A 10,256-nucleotide genomic window follows, 5' to 3' on the forward strand; every position below is an offset into this window, starting at 1 on the left:
GGTCCGGACCGTCCATCGCCTTCGTCGCCATGAAGGCCGCGATGGGCGCGGCCGATCCCGCGAAGGCAAGCCGCCATGAACACCGAGCACGACACCGGCTTCGAGCCGCAATCCGCATCATCACCAACCGATCATGTCCTTCAGGAGCTTCAGCTTTACGGTTTCCGTCCCTTTGACGACGAACCCGACCCGCGCCCGCTTCCCGAAGGCAAGGTGGTCGCAGCCAGCATCGCCGATATCTTCGACGCTCTCGTGGTGGCAATGGCCGACACACGCCTTGAACCCGATCTCGAGGAACTCCTGTGGGGAACGGTTAACCTGTTCCATCGCGCGACCAGGCGGATCGAGGGGGAGCTCGATGAAAACGAGCTTAGCCAGCTGCGGCTGCAGCGCGAACAGGACGGATCCGAGGTCAAGTCGGTCGAGCTCGAGCGCCTCATCGCCCAAGGTCAGACCCTGCTCGAACGCCGCAGCGCTTTCGAATTGATGCGCGACCAGGCCGCCGAGCACTACGAGCGTAACACCCATTCGATCTGGCGCCCGCGTTCCGGTTCTGTCGTCAACCATCGCCACCTGACCGCGGCAATGATCGACAGCAGGGACTTCGTTGCCGCGAGAAAGCATGCGGACAGCCAGGTGCTGTTGCCACCCGGACCGAAAGTCGCTTTCACCGGCGGGCTCGATTTCAACGACCATCGGCTGATCTGGGCCAAGCTCGACCAGGTCCATGGCAAGCATCCGGATATGGTCCTGCTGCATGGCGGATCACCAAAAGGTGCCGAGTTGATCGCGGCCAAATGGGCTCACAGTCGCAAGGTGCCACAGATCGCCTTCAAGCCGGACTGGATCAGGCATGCCAAGGCCGCGCCCTTCAAGCGCAACGACGCCATGCTCGACATTCTGCCGATTGGCGTCATTCATTTCCCCGGCTCCGGCGTTCAGGACAACCTTGCCGACAAGGCCCGCAGGCTCGGCATTCCGGTGATGAAATTCGGCGCCACGTGAAGAGGCCACCTTTTCACTCGCCGCAAGTCATTCGCCCCGATTTCCGTCGCTGCCGGCGCATTGATCCGACGACCGTTTCTGCCGATGTGGCGTCGATGAAAGCAAGGCGGCGAACCATGAGGTTCTCATCCCTTCTCGTCCTGGAATGGAGAACAGGGAACCGATCCCCGCGTTTGTCGACGCAATTCCTTGATCCGGTCCGAAGGCCTGATGCCATCAACCCATAAAGGGTCGGACTACGCCAAGCGTGCCGCCGTTCCGGCTTGCCTTCACGGTGATTGCGGCCCTCGGCCGGACACATCGGGCGCCTGTCGCGCGGGGATCGCTCCCCGCTTCCAAAGCAGGAGCCGGAAAGATGTCCCTCATGGAAGCCAACGCCTTCGCCTTCAGCCTCGCCACCAGCCTCATGGTCAGCATCGTCATCTTTCGCGCTGGCGACGGCACGCTCGCTGTCTCACCGGCAGACGAATACGACGGCGACCCCTCCGAGATCGTCGGTGAGATAGACCCCCACGCCTCATGAATCGTCGCGACTTTGCCGACGGCCCGCGTGGCGCGGCTGCCTCTCGAACACCCGTGCCGGCAGTATCGTCAGCCTGTATCTTTGCGTGGCGTCGTTCGCGCCGCTTTGAGGGTGCCCGGCGAAGGCGCGGGGCTATCGCCTAACATTTGTTAGCGCGGAATACCTGCCTGCCGTGCGAGCATATTTGCGGCTCGACCCTCGCGGGCTCTAGGGTCGTGACCACCTCTTGCCCGCTGGCTTCGGCCGGCGGGCTTTTTGTTACGTCGCCTTATCGACCAGCGGCGTCTTCCGTTTCGGCGCCACGTAGCTGGTGACAAGCCGCACCGTGTTGAGCCTGACCGTTACTGGAACGCCAAGGTTCACCGTCACTCTGTCCTCGTAGACATGCGTGACGTCGCCCACCAACTCGACCTTCTGCCCGCTGCTCACGTTTGGCGACCGGTCAACGATGGAATGCGGCTGGTGGTAGGAAGGGATCAACACGGCGACCCGATCCTCAGTCACGCGCTTGCGCACGGTCGCGGTGATCGCGACCTCGTCGCCGACTTTGATGCTGCCCTTCGCCATGAAGGAGACTCTGGGGCGCAGGGCGGCATAGTCAAGCAGTTGCTAAAATAGACCATTGCAGGAGGCTCATTCGGACCTCAGTCCACATCGCATGATGAGGCCTGATCGGATACGTTTTGCTCCTCGCCGACTGTTGAAACCACTCCTCCCCGGATTGGAAGATGTCGGCGGCTAGCCCGGCTCGCAAGTCCTGTGTCACCTCGACCAGCGAGCCGGGCTTGGCAAACAGCAACCCGATGGTCGGGGATAAGCGCTTGTTGACCGCCGGGCCTAGCCGGCAAGGCTACCGGCTGGCGACGTTATCGGCCCTTCCATCTTCTGCTATTTGGCAAAAAACGGTGGGTGTCGGGTTCCTCTATCCGCAAATCGGATGAGCCCAGAGTCGCGACCCACTCGAAACAAAAGCCAACTTCAGCGGTTCCTGTCATTGGAGGAACCGTTATGTGCTCGGCAATCCACAATGAAGATGAGCGCATCGCCCATCTAAAGCTGTTGGCGGAGCGACTGATGAGGGAGACTGGCATCGGGCAGGAAGAGGCGAAGCGACTGGTCGAGTTAATTGGAACTGATTGGAATTCGCTGCTTCCTGAAAGGTCGACACTAGAGGGTTGCCGGCCGGCACTAGCGGATCCGCTGGATGCGGCCTTTGTCGAGTCGAAACACCCCGTCCTGGCCGCCCTGCTTCTCAAAGTCGGTTTGGATCTCATCCCAGGTGCCAAGGTACTTTCCGCAATCATCGCAAAAAATGGGCGTATCCGGACGAGCGTCATCGGGGATCCTGAGCCTGATGGTGAGGCAGTATCCGTTCACCGTGTGCTCTGATTGGCGCTGGATCCGTTCCACATTATGGAGTCTGGGGCCGTCGGCTGCCTCGTCAAGCGGATGCTAATATTTGTGTCCGGACATGGAACAGACCTTCCCGGTCGCGGTTCTATCTGGAGCGGTCATCTCCCGCTTCTGGGTGGCCAGAGAGCCCGTCGCCATGTCCTCCAGGCGACGGGCTCTCTCGTGCCTCCTTGGAGGTACGAAGTTTTGAAAGCGATCGCCACAACTCGGTCTCGTCGGTAGATCCGTTGTCGAAAACTTCGAAGATTTGAGAGGCAAGATATTCCCTCTGGTCCCTGTCCTTGAGGGCTAGCCGGCGTTCTTTGCACAGTCGGTCAAAGACCCGCTGGGAGCAAGTCCAGATCAGCGGGTTCGTACACACCACTGTTGCGCGACAATGACATCGTTGCCGCCCTAAAACCCTGGTCGGAATTATCTCACACTGCAGGGCTGGCGCGAAGAAAAATCAGCAGGTCTGTCGGCGGTGGATAGCGTCTCAGTCATCAGGGGACAGTTTCAGGTCTGGCGGATTTCTATCGCGAGCGGCCAGTCCCCCCGCCGCTCCCCAAGCAAAAGCCCGTCGTTCTCTCCCCGAGACGGCGGGCTTTGCGTTTCCTGCAGGTATCGCGCCACGTCGACATACACTGTCGGATGCTCGCCTACGGCAGGGTTTGAGGCGCTTGTCGCGTCAAGCTAGGCATGATCCGGGGCCGATGTAGACAAGGTCTGGTGGTCGGCCCGGTGATCAGGGCAAGGCGGCTCGCCTCATTGGTGGTCTCACGTCTGGGAATTTCTCGTCATCGTCCTGGCAATGCCTTGGCAGCCTTGGTCAGGGTCGCGCGATCATTGCCGTGCTTGCGGATGAGTTCTCGAACTTGAGCCGGTGTGATGTTGTTCTGCAGGGCGAATAAATTCACCTCATAGTCGTCGTCAAGCGAGATTTGGCCTGCGGCGCGGAAGTCGGCTCTGCTTTTGTCCTTTGCCATTTGGGGACTCCTTCCGCCAGAATCTCCTTACGTCGAGGAGTTTCTTCCCGCGCCCTGTGTCTGCCGACGGCGCCACGATCTGTTGCCGGTGTGGCGACCACCAGTCTGACCCTCAGAGCGCGATAGTGATGGGCTCCCTTCGGCGGAAAAGACAATTCCCGACCCTTCGAAAGCCAGCAGCATAGCGGCAACTTTGCGGGGATGCGGTTTCCTTAGCCCGTTCTCAAAATCGCTGATCGTCGTTTCGCTAAGATTGCACTTGGCGCCAAGCCGCACGCGCGACCACTTCAATAGCGTTCTTGCTGCTCGCGACTGCTCTGCTGTCAGTTTTCGCACTTCACGGACCTCCTGTTGACCAATAGCGGACTGAACGGAAGGTTCCGGAGCATTTCAGGGTTTGCTAACGGAACTGAAACGGCCATGCGATATTGAATCAGATTCGATGTTGCATCGGAGCGGGCCTTTTTCGTTATCGGATCCAAACGGCCCTCCCCATTGCCACTTGCGCTTAGCAATCGAGACTTGGTCGCAAGCTCGTGGCAGCCGTTTACCTAGGCGAAGCGACGGGCCGATTCGCTTGCGCCGCCGCCCAAATTTGACCCTTTCCGTGCAGGAATGAACGGGGCGGTTGTGACCGCAGGCGCGATGGCGCTCTTCCACCGGCTTGCTGTTATCGACCACATGACGGGGGCAATCGGCGTCATCATCCTTTTCGGATTTGCGCTGCCATACTTCCATCTGCGGAGCGAGTATCGAAGGCACTCGGAGGCCTTCGAGGCTGAGTATGCCAGTCAGTTGGACCTGGAGAGGGCACGAGAAATGAGGGTGCCTGCTGTCAAGACAAGCTCATCTCCGCTGAGACGAACCGTCAGCCGATGAGAAAAACCCGCCTGCCGGCAAAACCCGCCCGGGTGGCCGCCCCCGCTGGAGCACCCGTTGGCAGGGTCCTAAGTCAATTTAGCAAGTTGAAACACAACGCGGGTGGGCCGTTTGCAGCGTGCCAGACCACGCTCTGGCTATTCCAGTAGACCTCCCGTTGGCCTCGGCCGGCGGGCCTTTTTTGCCACACCGGCTGCCTCCAGTGCTTGTCGCATGCGTCTGAGATTGCCCGGACCCGGAATTCGGTGGGCCTTTCTCAAACTCGCGCATCGTGGGGCAGCGCGTCCAGGAGGCTCAAGGAGGCCCGCAGAAGGGTATGAAGCGGCCGGCGACGCAATGGGTGAAGCCGGGGCTGATCGGCCGCATCAAGCATCTGCGCGGCGAGGACGACTTGCGGCATGCCTCGCCGCCGGATTTCACGGAAGAGACGGGCTAGCGCAGCAGCATCACATGGACGGGCGGAACCTTTGCGATCACGAAACCTTCTCCTGTGATCCAAGGGAGGAAACCATGGCAAATCTGGGAAGACTGGCTGTCGCAGTGCTTGGCATTCTAGCCTATCAAAATCGCGAGAAGATCGGAGACTTGATCCGAGGAAATCGCGATCCAAACAACCCGCAGGGAGGGCTCTTGGATCAGTTATCCAAGGGCGTGTCCGGGACGGCGCTTGGGGACATCCTCGACCGCTTCAGAAATGCTGGAGCGGGGTCGAAGGTAGATTCGTGGGTTAGCAGTGGACCCAATCAGCCGATCGAACCAAAGGACGTGGAGAACGCAATCGACGAGGACACCCTCACTTCTCTTTCGATGCAGACTGGTCTGTCACGCGATGAGCTGATTGCCAGGATCACCAAAGATTTGCCTGAAGCGGTCGACAAGCTGACGCCAGAGGGCGAATTGCCGGCTGCAAACCCGAGCATAGAGACCGAGGAGATCACACTCCTCGATCAGGTGCCGCCACGCACTCCCGAGCGGTAGGGCGGAGACCGCTTCGGCCATCACCACTGGAGCGAGCTTAATCGCACTCACCGAAAGGATAGGTTGTGGGACCGTTACCTGAGTTTCAATATTCTGAAACTCCGGGTCCGTTGGTGGAGTGTGGCCCGGCCTGCTATCCTGTGTCCATAGTAGAAGCAGGCCGGGCTACGTGCCGGCGCAAATGTCATATCCGGCTGCCAATCCCAACCAGGAACTTTAGCGCTCTCTAAAGGTTCTCCCCCGGAATCCTGTACAACACCCGCCGGTGGAAACCATGGCCGAGTTGGCATTCGCTTTCGTATATTGCTCAGCGCTGACCGGCGGTGACGTGTTGGGCGCCTAGGCGTCTTTGTTGGCGGCCCTGCTTCTCTACAACGTCCTGCGTGAAGACCGGACAAACCACTAGCTGAGGCAGTCTGCCCGAGATCACGCCGAAGCCCATTCGAGCTACACTGGCAGCCGTTCGTAGCTTAGCCGTTCCTGACAAACCAAGTGGGCCCTAGGAATGACGGGCCAAATTTCCTGCTGGAACATTTCGGACGGTAAGCCGTTGTGAACCCATCCCGAAGCAGCCGACCAACAACAACGCCTCATACTTCGAATTCGACGTAATGCGCGAAGCGTTCAACCGCTGGGTGGATGAGGATAAGGTTCCTGAGGACCAGTGGCGACCGCGCGCAACGAAGCTCGTTCGGATTGTGACAGGCGATGACTACGTCGACCCCAACGTGGTCGAATGGATTGTACGCAAAAGCCCCGGCGCCGATTAACTTGGCACCCCACCCCTTTCAGGAGAGTTGAAGACTCCAAGACCGCCGACCCGAACACCGACGCGCATCTAGTTCCGGGCCAGAAATCCCTGTAAAACGCCGCGATGAAGCGCAGCACGATCTATGCCGTCTATCACCCGCCCGTGTTCGGGCTTCCATTCCTCGCAGTGGTTCTAAAGCCGGACGGCACGACAATGTCTCGGCAGTTTGAGACCGTCGATGAGGCGCGCGCCTTTAACAAGTTTATAGCGCAGGCGGATCAATCAAGCGGCAAGACCCAGCATTGAAAAGGAAGCCCCAGCGTTGAGGGGGTCGGTGCTAGGGCTTGCATGTACGCTGTACCAGGATGACCTTACGTTAGCTTGCGCTAATATTGTGAACGAAGGCTGAATAGGCGCCCGATAGCCCGTCGCTGGTGTGCCCCCACACCTAACGACGGGCTAAAGGTGGCCGGCGCCCGTTCGTTGGGGAGCAATGCCTGGAAGGCCGGCCTGGCGGCCCATTAGGACCGCCGCATATCTCGACTAAGATACCTCTTTTGGACATGGCGTGATCGCGTAAGCCCTTGGCAAGCGATCGGCGATCAGGAATATAATCCTATTAGGTGCGGCGACCTCATTCTTGAAGATCGCCATGACAATGAAATTCCCCTTTGTTGAAGATACGCTAGGCAAGAAGCTGGAGGCCGGGACAGGCATGTCGGTCGACTTCCTCACCTGCAGGCGCCATGTCGTGCTCGATGTCGCCGCGCTTGTGGAGCGTCTCGGCCCTGACCAACCGTGCCTTCATTGGGATCTGGCAAAGGTGATCTTTTGCCACGAGTGCCGCCGCGCCGGCCGAGATGACCAGAACCTGCAATTCACCAACCACGCGTCCTCACCGGACAAGCGCAAAGGCTGGAGTCCATGAAACGGGAGCGGCCCGGCAGGCTAGCGTGGGTAGGCCAGCAAACGCCGGGCCTAACCGACGCTGGGTGTCGGGGGCGAACACGGCGCCGGCTGGCGAAACAATACGCTCTCGCCGAAATAGCAGGCACGTATCCATAAGGACGAACGTGGGAGTAGCCCAACGTTTCAGTGTCTCATCTCGGGACCGAATTGCTGGCATCAATTTTGCGTCAGACGCATTGCTGTTACAGCAAGGGATTTTTCACATTGCGACTGTCTGCTCAGCCTGCGCGAAGGCCAGGATCACCGAAGTGCATATACTCAGCGCCGCTGCAGATCGAGGATGTGCAGATCGACGAAAATGGCGATGTGACCGTCTCGATTATTGCTGACGACATCTACTCGAAGAATTCCACACAGCGCTATCAGATCACCTTGACCGAAGCCGAAATCAGCATTCTCGCCCACGGCGTCAGGCCCCACAAAGCATTGACCGCCGGCTAGGCGGAGGGCTGGACGCCGTGCTCATAGCCGGCCCTCAAATTTGAATGCCGCCACATTTGCTTTGTCTCACAGTGGCCGAATGTCGAAATACCTCTTCGAGGTTGTGAGAAATGGGCACTCTCTAGGCGATGCCTGGGTCGATCTCGATGGCCTGAGCGAAATGCGACGAGAGGCGCTAAAGGCTCTTCAAGACATAGCAGTCGACGAACTGGCCTCAAGCGATTTGGATGAATCCATGACCGTCTCCGTCTATGAGGAAGCCGGGCGGCTGGTCTATTCTGCTACCATCAGCGTGTCTCAGTCGTTTCCGGTTTCGCAGGAGTCCCACTAGGTCATCTAGAAATTAGATGGAGAGCCGTTTTTTGTTGGCTCTAATTTTCCTCCGATAGACGGCTGCGACCTTGCCCACCGATCCGGTAGCGAAGAGCGTACCGGCGAGCGTGGCCGCCTCCACTTTCTCAGTGATCATTTGCTTCGCTTCCCTCTCTGCCAATCTGCCTCCCCGGGCAATCCGCAGCGTTCGAAGCCAAATTACCTGGTGAGCTTCCAGCGCCGACAAATAAAGATCGAACCACGGATTGAACATTCGCACCTCCAGATCGCTCAGGAGAACGGCGGCATCGAATGTCGGTTCCTAAGTGGGGAGCGCACAGGACTGCAGGAGCGTGCCGGACGCGTCGCCGGTGGTTAGGACAGTGCAGGGCCAAAGCCTGCCGGAGCTTTCTTGGGCGTAGAGACACGACAACGATGACCGACGCCCTCATCCCTTGCCGACAAGCCGGCACGTGGATGCGGAAACAGCGATCGAATTTTGCACCGCAGGCATCGTCGTAGCCTGCGAACTCGGGAGACCTCTATGTGCAACGCCGAAGAGCCGGGTACCGGAGCCACCACGCTATGCGCACATTAGTCAATGCAGACGCGCGGATCAGTTGCGAAGCGACTACCGTTTGCGTGCAGCCTCTGTTGCCGGGGTCAGATCGGCGCAGGTCACCTTTTCTCCTGGGACCTAGGTGTCTTGGCCAACACCGATGCGGTCTCTCGATTGGTGTTTCTGGTCCGAAGAACGGCTTCGCCTCAATCGCTTGTTGCGCAACGGTGCGTCACGACTTTCTTCCCCTGCCGGCTGCGCCGTCATTCCTCGCGAGCAACAAAGTCGCTCCAGCGCCGTCCTCCGCTGCGCTTCGGCCCTCCGGTGCGCCAGCGATCGCCTTCGACCTTTCGACCACCATCGAGTCGCAATGGTGCGAGCTCGAGACAGATAGGATCAAGGAGAATTATCATGGCCACCATCGGCGTATTGCGCACAACCTCGACGAACATGATCACGGCAGCCCGCGTGATCCCGCTCTTGGAACTCCTTGCAACGACGCCCAGGAGCCCGATGACGAGTGCGAGGAGCATCCCAGCTAACGCAAGGCCAACCGTTCCAAGCGAACCCCATAGCAATTCCGGGGCGCGGTCGAGGACCGCACCGAAATCAAACGTATACATGTAAGACTTCCTCCTCCTGACCGGCCTAGGCCGCGTCGGCGCCAGATCAGTGATCTGGTTTCAAAATTCCCAGTGCGCCGGCATGCAGATGTTTTAAATGTGCTTTCGGGTCCACCGGCCCGACGAGTGGCACTTCGACCGAGATAGCAGCGCCGTGTTCAGTTGCCGCACAGAGGTCCTTCAATGGCAGTTCGCCTTCTCCAGGAGCGAGCCTGCCGCTTCTCGCCTCGGCGATCATTGCGTCCGATGTTTTGGGCGCAGGCCCGCGGACGTCGCAAAGCTGGATGTGCTTTACCTTCCCTGAATTTGCGCGAAGCTCGTCGATCGAGGCGCCGTTTCGGAAGAAGTGAATCCCGTCAACAAGGGCACCGGCGTTCTCTGCTCCACAGGCATTCAAGATCGCTAGGCTGTCGCGAAAGGTCCTTACCGTCCGCCAGCCCATGTTTTCGATGTCGACTGACATGGCATATCGCGCCGCGAGGGCGCAAAACTCAGACAGGTTTGTGGCAAGACGGCCGCCGTCTCGATCATCGCCGCAAACACTCAGCCGGCGCGCCCCTATGTTCGCAGCGGCTGCCACGGTCGCCTCGTGGGAGGCCGCAAGGAAGCTCTCGTCGATCACGAAGAACTCGATATCGAACACCTTGATGCCTTCGCCATCGGCAACTGTCTTGAACTCCTGGGCACTGTGGCTGCCCACCGGCAACTCGTAAAAGGGGGCTCCGGGAAAGGCGGGGTGCAGGCGAAGCCCTATCGAGGCAAAACCCGCCCGAGCAGCTATCAACGCGAAGTCCTTGGGCGGCAGCGCGATCGATGAAAAATGCGCTACGCCCAGTTG

The 10,256-nt window shown here is 59.3% G+C and carries 13 protein-coding genes and 1 pseudogene; 8 read left to right on the forward strand and 6 right to left on the reverse strand.

Annotation, left to right across the window (positions count from 1 at the left end; genetic code table 11):
* The first annotated feature begins 75 nt into the window (after window positions 1-75).
* Both EN781_RS15125 and EN781_RS34365 read left to right on the forward strand, forming a co-directional pair.
* Window positions 76-1,005 carry a DUF2493 domain-containing protein gene (locus EN781_RS15125; protein ID WP_127400099.1) on the forward strand — a complete coding sequence of 310 codons (930 nt, stop codon included), beginning with the start codon at window positions 76-78 and terminating at the stop codon, window positions 1,003-1,005.
* Between the two features lie 355 nt (window positions 1,006-1,360).
* Window positions 1,361-1,528: a hypothetical protein gene (locus EN781_RS34365; protein WP_189347588.1), complete on the forward strand. Its 168-nt coding sequence runs from the start codon at window positions 1,361-1,363 to the stop codon at window positions 1,526-1,528.
* 258 nt (window positions 1,529-1,786) lie between these two features.
* On the opposite strand, the gene EN781_RS15130 is transcribed toward EN781_RS34365, so the two are convergent.
* Window positions 1,787-2,095 (reverse strand): hypothetical protein, encoded by a 309-nt coding sequence (locus tag EN781_RS15130; RefSeq protein ID WP_127400100.1) that lies wholly within the window; start codon window positions 2,093-2,095, stop codon window positions 1,787-1,789.
* A 441-nt stretch (window positions 2,096-2,536) separates the two neighbouring features.
* Here EN781_RS15130 and EN781_RS34370 point away from each other — a divergent pair, with 441 nt between their 5' ends.
* Complete coding sequence (locus EN781_RS34370) at window positions 2,537-2,917, forward strand: hypothetical protein (protein WP_189347590.1); 381 nt, start codon at window positions 2,537-2,539, stop codon at window positions 2,915-2,917.
* 800 nt (window positions 2,918-3,717) lie between these two features.
* On the opposite strand, the gene EN781_RS15145 is transcribed toward EN781_RS34370, so the two are convergent.
* Together EN781_RS15145 and EN781_RS15150 are read right to left on the reverse strand one after the other, a co-directional pair.
* Window positions 3,718-3,906 (reverse strand): DUF3606 domain-containing protein, encoded by a 189-nt coding sequence (locus tag EN781_RS15145; RefSeq protein ID WP_127400101.1) that lies wholly within the window; start codon window positions 3,904-3,906, stop codon window positions 3,718-3,720.
* A 27-nt stretch (window positions 3,907-3,933) separates the two neighbouring features.
* Complete coding sequence (locus EN781_RS15150) at window positions 3,934-4,242, reverse strand: helix-turn-helix transcriptional regulator (protein WP_281033505.1); 309 nt, start codon at window positions 4,240-4,242, stop codon at window positions 3,934-3,936.
* A gap of 1,053 nt (window positions 4,243-5,295) precedes the next feature.
* Between EN781_RS15150 and EN781_RS15160 the strand changes: the two genes are divergently transcribed.
* From EN781_RS15160 to EN781_RS15175, 5 genes are all read left to right on the forward strand, one after another.
* Window positions 5,296-5,763 (forward strand): YidB family protein, encoded by a 468-nt coding sequence (locus tag EN781_RS15160; protein ID WP_127400102.1) that lies wholly within the window; start codon window positions 5,296-5,298, stop codon window positions 5,761-5,763.
* An 874-nt stretch (window positions 5,764-6,637) separates the two neighbouring features.
* Entirely contained in the window at window positions 6,638-6,820 is a 183-nt protein-coding gene (locus EN781_RS15165) for a hypothetical protein (RefSeq protein WP_127400103.1), read from the forward strand.
* A 334-nt stretch (window positions 6,821-7,154) separates the two neighbouring features.
* Window positions 7,155-7,442: a hypothetical protein gene (locus EN781_RS15170; protein ID WP_127400104.1), complete on the forward strand. Its 288-nt coding sequence runs from the start codon at window positions 7,155-7,157 to the stop codon at window positions 7,440-7,442.
* 323 nt (window positions 7,443-7,765) lie between these two features.
* Window positions 7,766-7,924: a hypothetical protein gene (locus EN781_RS34375; RefSeq protein WP_189340449.1), complete on the forward strand. Its 159-nt coding sequence runs from the start codon at window positions 7,766-7,768 to the stop codon at window positions 7,922-7,924.
* 79 nt (window positions 7,925-8,003) lie between these two features.
* The gene (locus EN781_RS15175; RefSeq protein ID WP_127400105.1) at window positions 8,004-8,255 is read left to right on the forward strand and encodes a hypothetical protein; all 252 of its coding nucleotides are present in this window, start codon (window positions 8,004-8,006) and stop codon (window positions 8,253-8,255) included.
* Window positions 8,256-8,267: 12 nt separating this feature from the next.
* Here the strand turns inward: EN781_RS15175 and EN781_RS15180 are convergent, their stop codons facing one another.
* From EN781_RS15180 to EN781_RS15190, 3 genes and pseudogenes are all read right to left on the reverse strand, one after another.
* Window positions 8,268-8,510, reverse strand: a complete 243-nt coding sequence (locus EN781_RS15180; protein ID WP_127400106.1) for a hypothetical protein — start codon at window positions 8,508-8,510, stop codon at window positions 8,268-8,270.
* A gap of 701 nt (window positions 8,511-9,211) precedes the next feature.
* A pseudogene (locus tag EN781_RS15185) lies at window positions 9,212-9,418 on the reverse strand (amino acid ABC transporter permease); the annotation flags it as partial.
* A gap of 46 nt (window positions 9,419-9,464) precedes the next feature.
* Window positions 9,465-10,256: sugar phosphate isomerase/epimerase (locus EN781_RS15190; RefSeq protein ID WP_145965512.1), on the reverse strand; the 792-nt coding region annotated here is incomplete at its 5' end.

Origin of the sequence: Mesorhizobium sp. M4A.F.Ca.ET.090.04.2.1, assembly GCF_003999085.1 — a bacterium.
GTDB lineage: Bacteria > Pseudomonadota > Alphaproteobacteria > Rhizobiales > Rhizobiaceae > Mesorhizobium.

Coding starts and splice junctions, on each gene's coding strand:
- EN781_RS15125 (WP_127400099.1), top strand. CDS start 76: ATGAACACCGAGCACGACACCGGCTTCGAGCCGCAATCCGCATCATCA.
- EN781_RS34365 (WP_189347588.1), top strand. CDS start 1,361: ATGTCCCTCATGGAAGCCAACGCCTTCGCCTTCAGCCTCGCCACCAGC.
- EN781_RS15130 (WP_127400100.1), bottom strand. CDS start 2,095: ATGGCGAAGGGCAGCATCAAAGTCGGCGACGAGGTCGCGATCACCGCG.
- EN781_RS34370 (WP_189347590.1), top strand. CDS start 2,537: ATGTGCTCGGCAATCCACAATGAAGATGAGCGCATCGCCCATCTAAAG.
- EN781_RS15145 (WP_127400101.1), bottom strand. CDS start 3,906: ATGGCAAAGGACAAAAGCAGAGCCGACTTCCGCGCCGCAGGCCAAATC.
- EN781_RS15160 (WP_127400102.1), top strand. CDS start 5,296: ATGGCAAATCTGGGAAGACTGGCTGTCGCAGTGCTTGGCATTCTAGCC.
- EN781_RS15165 (WP_127400103.1), top strand. CDS start 6,638: ATGAAGCGCAGCACGATCTATGCCGTCTATCACCCGCCCGTGTTCGGG.
- EN781_RS15175 (WP_127400105.1), top strand. CDS start 8,004: ATGTCGAAATACCTCTTCGAGGTTGTGAGAAATGGGCACTCTCTAGGC.
- EN781_RS15180 (WP_127400106.1), bottom strand. CDS start 8,510: ATGTTCAATCCGTGGTTCGATCTTTATTTGTCGGCGCTGGAAGCTCAC.